This is a genomic window from Novosphingobium endophyticum, from assembly GCF_014640675.1.
Classification (GTDB): domain Bacteria; phylum Pseudomonadota; class Alphaproteobacteria; order Sphingomonadales; family Sphingomonadaceae; genus Novosphingobium; species Novosphingobium endophyticum.
Map to the genome: position 1 here is coordinate 65,088 of NZ_BMHK01000001.1, position 14,586 is coordinate 79,673.

13 protein-coding genes are annotated in these 14,586 nt (G+C 65.5%); 2 read left to right on the plus strand and 11 right to left on the minus strand.

The features are described 5' to 3' along the window. Window position 1: 1 nt before the first annotated feature. The 8 genes from IEX32_RS00280 to IEX32_RS00315 all read right to left on the minus strand — a co-directional run bounded on the left by IEX32_RS00280 (window position 2) and on the right by IEX32_RS00315 (window position 7,529). Window positions 2-973 (minus strand): type II secretion system F family protein, encoded by a 972-nt coding sequence (locus IEX32_RS00280; protein WP_188767078.1) that lies wholly within the window; start codon window positions 971-973, stop codon window positions 2-4. Between the two features lies 1 nt (window position 974). After that, window positions 975-1,976, minus strand: a complete 1,002-nt coding sequence (locus IEX32_RS00285; RefSeq protein ID WP_188767080.1) for a type II secretion system F family protein — start codon at window positions 1,974-1,976, stop codon at window positions 975-977. Further along, window positions 1,976-3,364, minus strand: coding sequence for a TadA family conjugal transfer-associated ATPase (locus IEX32_RS00290; RefSeq protein ID WP_188767081.1), 1,389 nt, complete (start codon window positions 3,362-3,364; stop codon window positions 1,976-1,978). Before IEX32_RS00290 ends, IEX32_RS00285 begins: the two co-directional genes overlap by 1 nt. A 2-nt stretch (window positions 3,365-3,366) precedes the next feature. Further along, complete coding sequence (locus IEX32_RS00295; RefSeq protein WP_229735751.1) at window positions 3,367-4,524, minus strand: CpaE/TadZ family protein; 1,158 nt, start codon at window positions 4,522-4,524, stop codon at window positions 3,367-3,369. A 90-nt stretch (window positions 4,525-4,614) separates the two neighbouring features. Beyond that, window positions 4,615-4,920, minus strand: a complete 306-nt coding sequence (locus tag IEX32_RS00300; protein ID WP_188767085.1) for a hypothetical protein — start codon at window positions 4,918-4,920, stop codon at window positions 4,615-4,617. Then, the gene (locus IEX32_RS00305; RefSeq protein WP_188767527.1) at window positions 4,910-6,373 is read right to left on the minus strand and encodes a type II and III secretion system protein family protein; all 1,464 of its coding nucleotides are present in this window, start codon (window positions 6,371-6,373) and stop codon (window positions 4,910-4,912) included. The genes IEX32_RS00300 and IEX32_RS00305 overlap by 11 nt, the downstream gene beginning before the upstream one ends. A gap of 10 nt (window positions 6,374-6,383) precedes the next feature. Continuing rightward, window positions 6,384-7,271: a Flp pilus assembly protein CpaB gene (gene cpaB / locus IEX32_RS00310; RefSeq protein ID WP_188767086.1), complete on the minus strand. Its 888-nt coding sequence runs from the start codon at window positions 7,269-7,271 to the stop codon at window positions 6,384-6,386. Between the two features lie 81 nt (window positions 7,272-7,352). Then, entirely contained in the window at window positions 7,353-7,529 is a 177-nt protein-coding gene (locus tag IEX32_RS00315) for a Flp family type IVb pilin (protein WP_188767087.1), read from the minus strand. 442 nt (window positions 7,530-7,971) lie between these two features. On the opposite strand from IEX32_RS00315, the gene IEX32_RS00320 reads away from it, so the two are divergent. Both IEX32_RS00320 and IEX32_RS00325 read left to right on the plus strand, forming a co-directional pair. Continuing rightward, window positions 7,972-8,796 (plus strand): DUF2569 family protein, encoded by an 825-nt coding sequence (locus IEX32_RS00320; RefSeq protein WP_188767088.1) that lies wholly within the window; start codon window positions 7,972-7,974, stop codon window positions 8,794-8,796. Between the two features lie 253 nt (window positions 8,797-9,049). Then, the gene (locus tag IEX32_RS00325; RefSeq protein ID WP_188767089.1) at window positions 9,050-9,928 is read left to right on the plus strand and encodes a transglutaminase-like cysteine peptidase; all 879 of its coding nucleotides are present in this window, start codon (window positions 9,050-9,052) and stop codon (window positions 9,926-9,928) included. A 151-nt stretch (window positions 9,929-10,079) separates the two neighbouring features. Here the strand turns inward: IEX32_RS00325 and IEX32_RS00330 are convergent, their stop codons facing one another. Genes IEX32_RS00330 through IEX32_RS00340 form a run of 3 tightly spaced genes read right to left on the minus strand, consistent with a single transcriptional unit; the run spans window position 10,080 to window position 14,571 of the window. Beyond that, entirely contained in the window at window positions 10,080-11,366 is a 1,287-nt protein-coding gene (locus tag IEX32_RS00330; protein ID WP_188767090.1) for an HlyD family type I secretion periplasmic adaptor subunit, read from the minus strand. Then, a complete protein-coding gene (locus IEX32_RS00335; protein WP_229735753.1) occupies window positions 11,363-12,442 on the minus strand; it encodes a cell wall hydrolase in 1,080 nt (359 codons plus the stop codon). Before IEX32_RS00335 ends, IEX32_RS00330 begins: the two co-directional genes overlap by 4 nt. Beyond that, entirely contained in the window at window positions 12,439-14,571 is a 2,133-nt protein-coding gene (locus IEX32_RS00340) for an ATP-binding cassette domain-containing protein (protein WP_188767096.1), read from the minus strand. Before IEX32_RS00340 ends, IEX32_RS00335 begins: the two co-directional genes overlap by 4 nt. Window positions 14,572-14,586: the final 15 nt, after the last annotated feature.

Sequence of the window (14,586 nt, forward strand, 5' to 3'; positions counted from 1 at the left end):
GTCAGCCCCCTGTCATCTGTGGAAGGAGAGTTCTCACCACGCGCACCGCCGCCGGAAGCACGAGCGTGCCGATCATCGCCGGCAGCATGCAGGCGACGAGCGGGATCGAAATCAGAACCGGAATGCGATGCGCCTTCTCCTCAGCACGCATCCTGCGCTTCTCGCGCATTTCCGACGCATAGACGCGCAAGGTCGTGCTGATGCTCGTCCCCAGCTTGTCGGACTGGATCAGCAGCGTGGCGAACGACGAGATCTCATCGATGCGCGCCATATGGGCCATGTTGCGCAGCGCCGCCTCGCGCGTGGAGCCAGCGCGCAGTTGCAGCGTGGTGGTAACGAGAAGGCGCGAGACCAGAGGATGCGAATTGACCATCTCGCGTCCGACCCGGTCGAAGGCCGCCTCCAGCCCCAGCCCGGCCTCGACGCACACCAGCATCAGATCGAGCGCGTCCGGAAAGCCGTTCAGCACTTCGCGCCTTCGTCCGGCCGCACGTGCGCGAACGTAGATGTTCGGCACGTAGAGCCCCAGCACCGCGCATACAGAGCCGATCAGGTAGAGCCTGATATAGCTGATGTCCTTGCCGGCGAGCAGCATGGTGCCGATCACCAGAAAGGGCAGCACGATGACCAGCGTGAGGCGAACCAGAGTGTAAACACGCGGTGCGGCCTGGGATTCGAAACCAGCCGAATGCATCAGCTCGCTGAGCGCGTCGGACTTGCTGTCGGTAAGACTGAGACCGGCCTTTTCGATGCGGGCAACCAGTCGGGACCAGGCATCATCGTTGGACCGGCGCAGCGACGAGGAGGACTGGGTTCCGGCCGCCTGATGGCTGATGACATCGAGCTTGCCGCGCACGCGGGCGCGCTTGGAGCTTGCCAGCATGACGGCAAGCGCCAGCCCCATGACCGCGGCGAAAATCAGCAGCATCAGCAGATTTCGCAGGACGGCATTGCTTGCAATGAGTTCGATCATGTCACACCTTGAGGTCCGTCAGGCGGCGAATGGCGTAGACGCCGATGCAGTAGAGCACGAAGAGGCTCGGGAAGCCGATCACGAAGATGGGGTCCTGCGCCACGTCCAGATAGAATGCGGGGTTCACGAGGAACATGCTGACCAGCGAGAAGATCGGCAGCACGGTCAGCATCCAGCCCGTCATCCGCCCTTCGGAACTGAGCGCGCGGACTTTCATGTAAAGCGAGGCGCGGTCGCGGATGACTCTTGAAAGGTTGTCCAGAATCTCGGCAAGATTTCCGCCCGTCTCACTCTGCACGGTTATGCAGACGACGAACATGCGGATGTCTTCCAGGTCCCAGCGCTGCGCCATGGACCCGAGCGCGTCGTTCAACTCGGCGCCATAGGCAACTTCATCCGAGACGAGGCCGAATTCCGTTCCCACCGGATCGGACATCTCCTCGGTGATGATGCCGATCGCCGACGCGACCGGATGGCCGGAGCGCAGCGAGCGGGAAAAGATGTCGAGAGCGACCGGGAACTGTTCCTCCATCCGCTTGCGGCGCTTCTCGGCCCTGCGGCTGATGAACAGGATGGGTAGCGCGATGGCCACCCCCACGCTCAGGGCGAGGAGCAACTGGATCACGCCAAATGTCACCGTGATCCTCAAGGCGAACAGCAACAGCAGCAGCAGGCTCATCACCACGACGAACGCCACGGCCATCCGCAGGATCACCTGCCTCGCTTCGGTCCTGATCGCGGCCATCATGACCATTCGCACGAAACCGACGTAGCGCCGTTCCACCCAGCTCGCGTTCGGCGAAAGGCTCGGCGGCGCGTTCTTGAGCAGCGTATAGGCTACCGCCTCGCGCGTGAATCCGGCGCGCAGCATCCGCAGGCGCTCGTTGATCCCGGCCTTTTCGGCGCGGCGGTCCCAGAACAGCCGCAGGAAGACCTGCGAAAGCACGAACACGGTCACGAAAGCCGCAACCAGAACGAACAGCCTGATCAGCAGCGCCGTCATCACACGTCAAACCGCGACGAGTGCCGGAACAGCTCCGGGTCGAGATGAACGCCGTGGGCCGAAAGTTCGGCGGCGAATTTGGGACGGATGCCGGTCGCCTCGAAATGCCCCAGGACATTTCCCTCCTCGTCGCGGCCGGTCTGCTTGAAGCGGAAGATCTCCTGCATGGTGATCGTCTCGCCTTCCATGCCGGTAAGCTCGCTCAGCGAGAGCAGCTTGCGCCGGCCGTCCGAAAGGCGGCCGATCTGCACGACCACATTGATGGCCGACCCGATCTGCGCCCGGGTCGAGCGGGGCGAGATGTCGATGCCGCTCATGCCGACCATCTGCTCGATGCGCGCCAATGCATCGCGCGGCGAGTTGGCGTGGATCGTCGTCATCGACCCGTCGTGACCGGTGTTCATCGCCTGGAGCATGTCGAACGCCTCGCCCGCGCGGCACTCGCCCAGGATGATGCGGTCGGGGCGCATGCGCAGCGCGTTCTTGACGAGATCGCGCTGTGTCACCTCGCCCTTGCCCTCGATGTTGGAGGGGCGGGTTTCAAGCCTCGCGACGTGCTCCTGCTGCAGTTGCAGCTCCGCCGAATCCTCGATCGTCACGATGCGCTCGCGTTCGTCGATGTAGGACGACATGGCGTTGAGCATCGTTGTCTTGCCCGATCCGGTACCGCCCGAGATGATGATGTTTCGCCGGGCGATGACGATCGCCCGCAGCACTTCCGCGATCGAAGGAACCATGCTCCCCAGCTCGATCATGCGTTCCATGCTGATCGGCTTCTTGGAGAACTTGCGGATGGACAGCAGAGCGCCGTCGATCGCCAGCGGCGGGACGATGGCGTTGACACGCGAACCATCGGCCAGGCGCGCATCGACGAAAGGCGAAGATTCGTCCACCCGCCGCCCGACCGCGCTGACGATCTTCTGGATGATCCGCAGCAGGTGCCGCCCGTCCTGGAAGCGCGTCGTCACTTTCTCCAGCACGCCGAAGCGTTCAACGAAGACCGAGTCCGGACCGTTCACGAGAATGTCGTTGACCGTCTCGTCCTGGAGCAGCGGCTCGAGCGGGCCGAGGCCCAGCAGCTCGTCGAGCACCTCGTCGCAGAGCGTCAGGCGCTCGGCGCGGTTGAGCATCTCGCTGCGGCTCTCGAGGATCTCGCCGACGATCGTCGAGACTTCCCTGGCGATTGCCTCGCGCGGCATCTTGTCGAGAACGGAAAGGTTGATCTGGTCGAGCAGCTGGCGATGGATCTCGATCTTGAGGTCGAGGTACTTCGACTGAACCCGCTGCTCCGGCTCAAACCGCGCCGGCCTGGCGCGCGTGCGCGGTCCCGGCGGTGGAGGAGCGTTCGGCTCGTCCTGGCTTTCAGGCGTTCGGCGCAGCTGCCACATGGTCAGTCCTTCCTTTTGAGGGCACCTTCCCTCAGGCTCTTGCTGATGGCGCGCACGTCGGCCATGAACTTGCTCTTGCGGTGTACCTGGCTGGCCAGCATCCCCTGGTCCTGCGACGTGCTGACGAGCGGCGCTTCCAGCGCGATCTTGCCCAGCACCGCATGATTGAGCGTGCGCGCCACGTCGTCGAGGTCGATCGTCTTGAACAGGCGGTTTTCCACCCGGTTGACCACGATCTCCACCGCCGAGCTTTCGATGCCGACTTCATGGAACAGTTCCAGCCGCCGCCGCGCCTGGCGCAGGCTGGCGATGGAAAGTTCGCAGACCAGCACGATCGCGTTCGCGGCCAGAGCCGCCGAGAGCGTCCAGTTGGTCCAGTTGGCCGGAAGGTCCAGCACGACATAGCCGAAGCGCTGCCGCAGCATCTGGATCACGCGCAGAAGCTGGTCGGTGTCGACCGATTCCAGCGGCAGGATCGCATCGGGCGCGGTAAGCACCGAAAGCCCGGCCCCGGCATCGCCCATCACCGATGAGATCAGGTCGTCATCCAGCCGGTTGCCGGCGTCCATCAGGTCGCCCATATTGCCGCGCGCGCTGGTGCCCAGATAGACGCCGACATTGCCGAACTGCAGGTCCAGATCGACGATGATCGCCCCCTTCCCGTTCGGCGCGTTCGCGGCGAGGTCGGCGGCGAGGTGCGTGGCGATCGAGGTTGCGCCGCATCCGCCGATCGAGCGCGCGACGGCCACCAGCGGCGCCAGCGCCTGCGCGGCCGGCGGTCGGGTATCGCGCCGGACCGAAGCCTCCAGCACGACCTGCATCAGCTCTTCGGGATCGAGCGGCAGCGAGACGACGTCGCTGACGCCCTGGCGCACCAGCGTGCGGACCAGCGAGATGCTGGCATCGCCGATCGCGGCGATCATCGGCACGTCGGGATGCACCTCGCGCAGCGCGGAAAGGCGGCGCATCGACTGCGGGTCGCGCGGGTCCACCTCGACGACGAGCTGGGTCGCGCCGGCCAGTACGTGATCGGGTATCGGCTCGGAAGGGGCTAGCGCCTCGGTGCGCACCCCTGCGGGGAACGCGCCGCCGACGGCGGCCGCGAAAGCATCGACCCAGGACCGTCCGGCGACGACGAGGATGTCCGTGTCGCTCTTCAAGGTGCCTTCCCGGATTGACTGGGCGAGTTGGTCATGAATTCCCATTGAAGCCACCTGATTGAAAACCGCTGCGCTTCCAGGCCATCGCGATCACTCTGATCCGCCGCCACCGCTGCCCGATGACGAAAGGGCGTTGGACGTCTTCACCCGCTCCGGCTTCTTGACCTTGTCGGTGCGATAGCGCTCCACCGCCTGCCCCGCGTGTTCGGCCGAGGTTTCGGGCACGGCGGTATCGTATTGCGGCGCCGGGTCTATCACCTGCGCCATCATCGTCTGGCGGTTGGCCTCGCCGAAGTTGTCGGGTCCGCCCATGTAGGGAGGCGTGTCCGGCGTGGCGCAGGCCGAGAGGGCCAGAGCCGCGGCAAGGACGAGCGCGGAGGTTTTCTCAATATTCATAACCGTCCCCCTGATTGGTCGCGCCCGGCGTGCCGGGCGTGGCCGGCTCGACCGGCTGCGGGCTGTAGGGCTGACCGAGGAGGAACGTGTTGGCCTCACTCGGATCGGCGACGCGGTCGGTCGGCAGGCGGACCTGATCCGGCCGGATCGGCGCCACCAGCCGGGGCGTCACGACGATCAGCAGCTCGGTCTCGCCCTTCTGGAACCCGCTGGAGCGGAACAGCGAACCGATGATCGGCAACGAGCCGAGGATCGGCACCTGGCTGACCGTGGTCTGAAAGTCCTTCTGCAGCAGGCCGGCGATGGCGAAGCTTTCGCCGTCGCGCAGTTCCAGCGTCGTGCTGGCGCGCCGGGTGCGAAGGCCCGGGATCGTGATGTTGCCGAGCGTGATCGAGGCTTGCGGATCGATCGCGCTCACTTCCGGCTCGACGATCATGCTGATCGTCTTGTCGCCCAGCACGGTCGGCGTGAAGCCCAGGCTGACGCCGAAGGGCTTGAATTCCACTGTGATCGCGGGACTGCCTGTGCCGCCGCCGGTGCCCTGCTGCGCGACCGGCACCGGGAACTCGCCGCCGGCCAGGAACGAGGCCCGCTCGCCCGAAAGCGCGATCAGCGTCGGCTGCGCCAGCGTCTTGGCAAGGCCCCGCGTTTCGAGCGCGTTGAGCGTCGCGTCGATGTCCAGCCCGGCAAGCGAGAAGGCCCGACTGAAAATGCCGAAGGTGTCGGTGATCGCGGAAAGCTGGAGCACGCCTTCGCTGATTGTCCGCGTCTCCTCGACGAAGCCTCCGCCCGGTAGCGGAACGGTCGTTGTCCGCTCCACGGGATTGGGGACGAGTTGCGCCCCCGCACCGATGACGGAGCGGAACTTGCCGCCGTTCGAATTGACGAAGGCGCTTACGCCGATGTCCTTGCCGACGTTACGGTTGACCTCGGCGAAGCGCACTTCGAGCATGACCTGCTGGCTGGAACCCATCGTGAGCAGGTTGATGACCTTGTCCCCGGCGAAGGCTCTGGCGAGCTGCCCCGCGCGGTCGGCCGCGCCGGCGCTGTTGACCATGCCGGTCAGCACGATTGAATCGTTGGTGATGCGCGCGTCGATCTTGTTGCCGGGCATCATCGCGTTGAGCTGGTCGGTCAGCGCGTCCACGTCCGGGCCGACGGCAATGTCCATGATGGAGATGACGCGGCCGCCGCTGTCGTAGAGTGTCAGGCTGGTCGTGCCCATTTCCTTGCCGAGCACGTAGATCGAACGATCGGTGACCGGAAGGATGTCGGCGATGTCGGCGCTTCCGACCATGGCCTTGGCAATGGGGCGGTCGGCGGAGACGACCTGGCTCTTGTTCTTGGGAACTTCCAGCGTTCCCGCGTGGAGCGCCCCGGCGCCGTAGACCTGGGCCTGCGCGATGCCGGTACTGCCGGCGGTTGCGGCAAGGGCCAGGGCCAGTGCCGCCATTCTTGTGCGATCAATAGCCACGTTGCACCTCATAATCACTGGATTCGCTGCCACGGAACACCGTCATCAGCGGGCCGGTCTTGCGCGGCGCGGCGGCCGGCAGGGACATGACCGAGCGGGCAAGCTGCGGCACCGAGGGCGCCGAAGAACCGCTCTTTTCCGCGATGCGGATGTTGCGGGCGGAAAGCTGGGTGGGAATGACCGTGGAGGCCGTGGTGACCGTCTGGTCGGCGGCATTGCGCAGCGCGAGGCTGAGAGCGCCGAGTTCGCGCGCCAGCGCCAGCTTCTGCGCGCCGAGCGTATCGACCTGCAAGGTCGCGGTCTTGCTGTCTGCCTTGGGCTCCGTGCTCTTGTCGCTGGCGTCGACGTCGATGGCGAGCACCGGCACCGAGGAGAGGACCACGTCGGTCATCTTGTCGTTGCCGTTCGCCCCGTCGCCGGGGATCTGCCGCGTCAGCAGCACGTCGACCAGGTCTCCGGGGCGCACGAAACCGCCCACGGCGGCGACGGCACTGATCGGAATGGCGACGGCATACTGGCCGGCGGGCAGATTGGCGGAGAGCGTCGGCCGGTTGGAGAGCTTCGATGCCAGGATCGGTTCCCCGGCGACAATCGGCCTCAGTACCGCGTTACCGCCACGGGCGGCATCGGCGATCGAAGTGAAGGCACCCGCCGGAACCGATTTGGCCGGCCAGGTTGCAAGCATGATGTTCTGGTCGTTGAGGACAGTGCCGAAGGGCAGTTCCTTCGCGGCCACGACAATCCGGGTGAGTTCCTGCTCACGCGCGATCCGTTCCTGCCGCTGCTCAACGCCAGAAAAGTAGGAGTTAGCGAGGATCACGGCGACAAGGCCGAGCACCACGGCGATCCCGATGAGTATGATATTGCGCCCCTGCATTTTGCAGCGCCCCCCCAAATAGAGCCTCGGAACAAATATCGAAATCTCCCGCCGCCGAAGCGGCGGGAGAAAGATCATGGCTTAAGTATTGGTCGCATTGATATCATCCGTAGCCCGATCCATGGCATCCGCAACTGCATCGCCCAGCAAAATCGCAGACGCTGCAATCGCACTGCCAACAATGGCGAGGATCAGAGCGTATTCGGCCGCCGAAGCGCCGGATTCATCCTTAACGAAATCACGAAAGAACTTGGTCATGGTGCTCTCCTGGTCAACATCTTGCGGCCCCAGGCCTGACGGCCGCCCCGCGCGATGAATGTAAACGGGGCTCCGGCATTTCTTTCCGGTTTGCCCACTCTGTAAGGAGAGTACGTTTGGAACCCGACGCGACCATTATTCTTACAGAACCGTGACTTGCATCGGTTCCCTGGCGTTGGTTCCCCCCACAGGGCATCATTAGGAATGACCCCCTGAGTTAATTGCGTCAATTGAAATAATGGGTGATATTTTTATGGCGATTTAACAATGTCTTAAAAACATGGATCGTTGAAAAATATGGTTAATTTCGGGACAGCCCACACCTTTTCCGCCACATTCCGCCGCGAGTCAGACACGACTCGACAGTCTACAACTTTCGGAGTATTTACATTTAATTAACTAAGGCAAGTCATGTTCACACCTCCCTATGGAGGCTTCGACAATGCGGCAGGTTGACCTGATGATTGAACGGAACCTTCGTCTGATACGCGATGCCATGGGTACTTGGCTCGACAGACGCAGTATTGCCGCCGTCAACTTCTTCGACTTCGGAATGGAAAGAGTGATTGCGTGCTGGCTGACCGGCATGGTCCTGCTCGCCATCGCCAAGGTCACCGTCGCGCCCACCGCCGCCGGGGGCCTTGCCGGCCTGTCCGCGATGATCCTGCCGTTTCTCGCCGTCACACTGGCGCCCGTCCTCGGATACCGCATCGCCCACGCCTGCTTCCCGCGCGATTTGCTGCCGGCGCAGCCTTCCATCCGCCTGTGCCGCTATGGCAGTTGGCGCCCGCTCGATCACCTCGAAGCCCGCCGCAGCCGCGCCTACGGCCCCACCGGCTTCATGGCCTCGCTGCTGGCGGGCATGATGCTCAACGTGCCGTTCCGCACCGCCGAATTCATGCTCTCCATGCCCGCGATACCCGTCAACGCCCCTCTCTGGGCCTCGACCATGATGACGGTGATGACGCTCGATGTCGTCGTGCTCAATTTCTTCTACATGGTCTGCTTCGTCATGGCCCTGCGCGCCGCGCCGCTCTTTCCCCGGATGCTGATCTTCACCTGGGTTCTCGACCTTGTCATGCAGCTTCTCATCGCTGGGCAGGTCAGCCAGGTTGCGGGCCTGCCGCCCCAGGTGGCCGGCGCGCTGCAATCGCTGCTCTCGGGCAATATCGACAAGGTGCTGATCAGCGCCGCGCTCTGGCTGCCCTACCTGATCCTGTCGGAACGCGTGAACGTGACCTTCCGCCACCGCGTACGCAGCGCTTAACCCCCCGTCATCCCGGGCTCGCCCCGGGACCGCTGGCGGTGTTTACGCGCGGGCTCACCGCTTCGGCGCGGGGCTCACCGACGCATACCCGAGAGGCCGCGCGCATGCGCGAGAGGGCGCGCGTAAACACCGCCAGCGGTCCCGGCGTTCGCCGGGATGACGGGGGTGGCCTTTTCCGCCGCCCCCAACGGTTAAATCCCGCTAACCATCACCGTATACCTCGCCTTGACCGCTGAGCGGCAAAATCTGCCGCATGAAGTGGTCCCATCCGCTTGCCGTATGCACCCCGGTTCTCGCCCTACAGTTCGCGAGCGCGCCGGCGCATGCATCGGCGGCGATGATGCTGTCCTTGCCGCTGGCCTCCGTCTCCGGGCTGGCGGCGCCGGCCGCCCCATGCGCAAACGATGCCCCCGTCACTTTCGCCGCGTCGAAGTCATCCGCCCTGCTCGGCGGCGCTCCCAGCCGGCTGGAGCTGATCGCCATGCGGCAGACCGGGGGAGCGACGATCGGCAAGAAAATGGAACCGGCGGCCGGCGGCGTGCGCTGCGACCGGTTCGCTCCCCGGCTGGCTGCGCGTCCCTCCCGGCCCGGCGAGTTTCTGGCAAGCGCCCGCCTGCCGCTCGGCAGGACCAGCTTCGACGCGCAGTGGAACAAGGTAAGCCGCTCTACCCTGCCCGCGCGCGCGCTCTCCTCGCTGACGAGCCGCGCGCCGGGCATGGCGATGCTCTCGTCCGTCAACGCCTGGGCCAACGCGCGCATCCGCTACCGCGAAGACCGCGACCTTTACGGCAAGGCGGATCACTGGGCGACGGCCAGCGCCACGCTGCGCCGGGGCGCGGGTGACTGCGAGGACATCGCCGTCTTCAAGATGCAGGCCCTCGCCGCGCTGGGCGTGCCGCGAACGGACATGTACCTCACCATCGCGCGCGATCTGGTGCGCAACGCCGATCACGCGGTGCTGGTGGTGAAGGTGGATGACCGCTACTGGCTGCTCGACAACACCACCGATGCGCCGCTCGATGCGTCCACGAGCCACGACTACCGGCCGATCATGTCGTTCAGCGCGTCGGGCAAGTGGCTGCACGGCTATGCGCGCGATGAAGGCACACCCCGGCTGATCGCCGCGCGGTGAAAGCAATCGTCATCCCGGACTTGCTCCGGGACCGGTGGCGGTACTTCGGCGCGGGCTCACCGCTTCGGCTCGACTTCACCGGCGCATACGTGAGAGGCCGCGCGCAGACACCGCCAGCGGTCCCGGCGTTCGCCGGGATGACGGCCGCCTCCTAGCGCTCCGTCAGCGCCTCGTCGAAGGCGCGCAGGACCGGCTTGAGCAGGTAGGTCAGAATGCTCTTGCGGCCGGTGACAATCTCGACGTCGCAGATCATGCCCGGCATGATCGGCAGCACCGCGCCGTTCTTCTCGATGAAGGCCCGGTCGGTCTCCACCATGACGCTGTAATAGGCCTTACGCTCCACTTCGTCGTAGATGCTGTCCGCGCTGATATTGCGCACGCGGCCCGTAAGCCCGCCGTAGATCGAGAAGTCGTAGGCAGTGACTTTCACATTGGCCGGATCGCCCACCTTGATGAAGGCGATGTCCCTGGGATCGACCCGCGCCTCGACCAGCAGCTTGTCGCCCACGGGAACGATCTGCATCAGCGTCTCGCCCGCGTTGAAGAAGCCGCCGACCGTGGTGACCTGCACGTCATTGACATAGCCCGTCGCGGGCGCGCGCAGTTCGTTGCGCTGCAGGCGGGCCTCGGCGCCCTTGATGGTCTCCGCGTTGACCGCGATCTTGGTGGCGATCTCGCTGCGCTGGCTCAGCGCGTCCTGCCGGAAATCCAGCCGGGCCTGGCTGAGCTGCGCCTCGGCCTCGCGGATCGCCGCCTGCGCCCTGCCCACACCCTGCCGCGCCGCCGAGAGCCGGCCCTGGGTATCGACGAGGTCGCGCTGGGCGGTAAGAAGTTCGGTCTTCGGCACGATGCCCTTCTGGGCAAGCGGGGCCAGCATGTTCACCTGATCCTGCGCCAGACGAGCGCTGCTCTCCAGCGAGTCGACGGTGGCCTGCCCCTCGCGCAGATCGCGCCGCCGCTGCTCGACTTGCGCGGTAAGCGCGTTCTGCTGGCTCTGCGCCGCCGCCCGGCGAACATGCGAGAGCCGCGCCTCCTCGGCACAGATCGTGCCATCGCCGCAGCTGGTGTCCGTCCCGGTGCCCTCTCCTTCGAGCCGCCCCGCGCGGGCCGCAAGGCGTTCGTTCTCAGCCTGAAGCTGGCCAAGCGCGGAGGAGGACTGGGAATCGTCGAGACTGACGAGAAGCTGCCCCTTCTTCACCATCTGCCCCGGACGGACGAGGATCGAGGTCACCGTCGCCGGGCTGGCCGCCTGTACGAGCTGCGCCTTGCTGGAAGGAACCACCTTGCCCATGCCGCGCGTCACTTCATCGACGCGGGCAATGCCGGCCCAGAAGATAAGCACCGCCATGGCAAGGGCGCAGAGGACGATCAGGCGGCGGTTGACGTCCCAACCGTCGTACCCGACCCTGGTTCTGAGAGAGGATATCCAGCCCTTCATCGCGCCAGCGCCGTTCTTGGAGGGGCCGAGGCCTGCTCCGCTTCGGGGGCGGGCGGCGTATCGCCGGCGATCGCGGCCTTGTACTTCGAGCTGGCCGAAACCGGGTCGGGAATGGAAAGGCGCCATTCCCTGGTCACGTCGAGGCGGCCGCCGACGTCATTCGCGGCATGGCGGTCGGTCACTGCCGGCGGGACGGTCAGCCCCGGCAGCGGCGCCGGATCATCTGCTCTCTGCCCGGATGCCAGCATCCGCGCGCGCAGCGTGTCGCGGTCGAGGGCCGGAATGCGTTCCACGCCATTGTAAGCGCCGGTGAACGCCGCCCGCTGCCCCCACTTGCCGTGAAGCCGGTAGAAGATGTGCCGGCCGATCTTGTCGATCTTGGCAAGGCGAAACGCCCACTTCGGCAGGACATAATCGGCGTGGTAATTGGTAGCCGTGCCGACGCTCGCCTGCACATGACCCGCGAGCGCCTGCCGCGCGATATCCTGCGCCTCGCGCCAGGGCCCCTGCGTCGGTGCGCGCAGCAGCGAGCCATCGCAGGTGAAGCTGAACTGGCAACCCGTCGTGCGGTGCGATCCTTCATAGACGACGCCGCAGACGCTGGCCGGATAGAGCGGGCTGCGCACGCGATTGAGCACGACTTGCGCAACGGCCCGCCTGCCATCCACCGGTTCGAGCGCCGCCTCGTAATAGACCGCCTGGGCCAGGCATTTGAGCGCGGTCGCGTATGTGTTGCCGCTGTCTCCGGCGAGGACAAAGCCGGATGCGCGCTCCACCGGCAGGCCGGAAACGGCGATGGCCGCGTTGCGCTCCTCAGCTTCAAGACCCTCGACGATGATCTGCGATTTGTCGTCGACGGTCATGGCCTCGACCTCGCGGATCTCCTCGGGCGCAGCGGCGGACGCGGCTGCCGATCCGCCTGTGCCCAATCCCAGCACATCGCGAACGACGGGCACTTGCGTACCGGCGCCGATGCCCAGCAGCACTGCGACGGAAATCGAAGCAACGATGGCTGGCCGGCGGCGCGAAGGGCGCCTCGCCGTTGCCACAAGTCCGGGAACACTCACCGCGCTCACGATCCTGCCCCCTTGCCCGCCGATGCGATAATCTCGTCACGCGGACCGTCCGCGACGATGCGGCCCTTATCGAGCACGATCAGGCGGTTGCAGATGGAGAAAAGCGCCGGTCTGTGCGTGGCGACAATCAGTGTTTGCCACGGCGAAAGGGATTGCGACAGGCGATCGACGAAGAGTTGCTCGGTCTGGCTGTCCATCGCGCCGGTGGGCTCGTCCAGGAACAGCAGGCGCGAGGGCTTCACCATTGCCCGCGCCAGCGCCAGGAACGAGCGCTGTCCGCCCGAAAGTTGCCCGCCCGCCTCCCCGACGGCGCGGTCGAAGCCGCTTTCGTCGCGCGAGAGGAACTCATCCGCACCCACCTGGCGCAGCGCTTTCAACAGCTCCTCGTCGCGCACGATGCCGGCGCCGATCGTGAGGTTGTCCTTGATCGATCCGCTGAACAGCGCGGCATCCTGCCCGACGAAGCGGAACGCGGAGCGCAAGTCCTGCGGCCGATACTGGCGGCTGTCGATGCCGTCGATCAACATCGAGCCGCCCGTAGGCTGATAGAGACCGCACAGAACCCGCCCCAAGGTGGACTTACCGGAAGCGACCTTGCCGATGATCGCGATCCGGTCGCCGACATTCACCTGAAGGTCGATGCCGCTGAGCGATGGCACGGATGACTGCGGATATGTGAATTCCAGCGCCTCGGTGCGGATGTTGGCGCTGCGCACCTCGGGGGTGAGCGAGGAACTGCCCATCGTGCGCTCGTCATCTCCGGTCCAGACCTGCTGGAGCGAGTCCAGCACCTTGCGCGCCTGCTGGCTGCGCGTCAGCAGGAAGGCCAGTTGCGACGCCGGCGAAAGCGAACGGGTCGCCAGCATGACGATGGCGATGATCGAGCCCATGGTGATCTTGCCGGCATCGAACAGATAGTACCCGCCGACCACCAACGCGATGCTCGTCACCTGCTGGAAGGTGGAGGCCATGGCGATGGCGGCCGAGCTGATGTCGCGCAGGCGCCGCTGCGAATGCGCGCCGGCCTCCGAAAGCTGACGCCAGCGGCCGAGCATGACGCCCTCGCCCGACAGACTCTTGAGCGTCTCGATCCCTGCAATGGATTCGACAAGAAGCGTCTGCTGCAGGCCGCTGTCTACCTGTGCGTCGAGCGCCGCCCGGCTGACCTTGCGTTGCAGCCTGAGGCCCAGCACGCCCATGCAGGCCGCGCCGATCAGCGGTACCAGCGCCAGCCAGCCGGCGATATGGGCGATGACCGCGACGAACAGCACGAGAAATGCCATGTCGACGATCAGCACGATCGTGGTCGAGGCGTAGAAGTCCCGAACGATCGCGAACTCCGAGACACGCGCGACCATGTTGCCTGTGTGCCCCTTGCGCCCGGCCAGCGGCGAGGCGAGCACTTTCGAATAGATCTTCTGCGACAGCTTGAGGTCCAGATCGCGGCCGAGCTGGTCGAGTACGCGGGTCCGCGCCCGGCGGATCGCGAAATCCATGACGAACGCAATCAGCACCCCGCTCGCGAGCACCCAGAGCGTCGCCTGGGCCCGGTTGGGGATCACTCGGTCATAGACGTTCATCGAGAACAACGGGTAGGCCAGCGCCACCACATTGACGATGACCGAGGCGAGCATCACCGGCCAGAACTGACCGCGTAGCTTGTAGAGTTCGCTCCAGAACCAGTGGTTCTTCGCCCGCACCTGCCACGGCGCTCCGGCATCGCGCAGGGTCGAGGATTCACCGAAGACGCTCGCCATCCAGCCATTGTGAAGATCGGCGATGCCGGCAAGCGGCTCCCACGTCGCCACACTGGTCTGGGGCCTCCAGACGAGCGCGTCCCCATCCTTCACCTCCTGGACGACGACGAGCCGGTCTCCCGCCAGCGAGACGATGGCCGGATAGCGCTCGACCTTGACCGGCAGCTTGCGCCCGCGCGAAACATCACAATTGAGGCCGAGCAGCTCCAGCGCCGCCTCGGCCTGGTGAAGCGGCAGGTATCCTTCGGCATCGCGTGCCAGCGACGAGAACATGACCGGCACGCAGGCCACCCCTGCCCGCTCCGCCAGGTGCATGATGCAGGCGACAAGCTCGTCCTCCCCGCCGCCCTGCAATTCTGATTGTTCAGCCATCATGTTCATCCGGGA

Coding starts and splice junctions, on each gene's coding strand:
- IEX32_RS00280 (WP_188767078.1), bottom strand. CDS start 973: ATGATCGAACTCATTGCAAGCAATGCCGTCCTGCGAAATCTGCTGATG.
- IEX32_RS00285 (WP_188767080.1), bottom strand. CDS start 1,976: ATGACGGCGCTGCTGATCAGGCTGTTCGTTCTGGTTGCGGCTTTCGTG.
- IEX32_RS00290 (WP_188767081.1), bottom strand. CDS start 3,364: ATGTGGCAGCTGCGCCGAACGCCTGAAAGCCAGGACGAGCCGAACGCT.
- IEX32_RS00300 (WP_188767085.1), bottom strand. CDS start 4,920: ATGAATATTGAGAAAACCTCCGCGCTCGTCCTTGCCGCGGCTCTGGCC.
- IEX32_RS00305 (WP_188767527.1), bottom strand. CDS start 6,373: ATGGCGGCACTGGCCCTGGCCCTTGCCGCAACCGCCGGCAGTACCGGC.
- cpaB (WP_188767086.1), bottom strand. CDS start 7,271: ATGCAGGGGCGCAATATCATACTCATCGGGATCGCCGTGGTGCTCGGC.
- IEX32_RS00315 (WP_188767087.1), bottom strand. CDS start 7,529: ATGACCAAGTTCTTTCGTGATTTCGTTAAGGATGAATCCGGCGCTTCG.
- IEX32_RS00320 (WP_188767088.1), top strand. CDS start 7,972: ATGCGGCAGGTTGACCTGATGATTGAACGGAACCTTCGTCTGATACGC.
- IEX32_RS00325 (WP_188767089.1), top strand. CDS start 9,050: ATGAAGTGGTCCCATCCGCTTGCCGTATGCACCCCGGTTCTCGCCCTA.
- IEX32_RS00330 (WP_188767090.1), bottom strand. CDS start 11,366: ATGAAGGGCTGGATATCCTCTCTCAGAACCAGGGTCGGGTACGACGGT.
- IEX32_RS00340 (WP_188767096.1), bottom strand. CDS start 14,571: ATGGCTGAACAATCAGAATTGCAGGGCGGCGGGGAGGACGAGCTTGTC.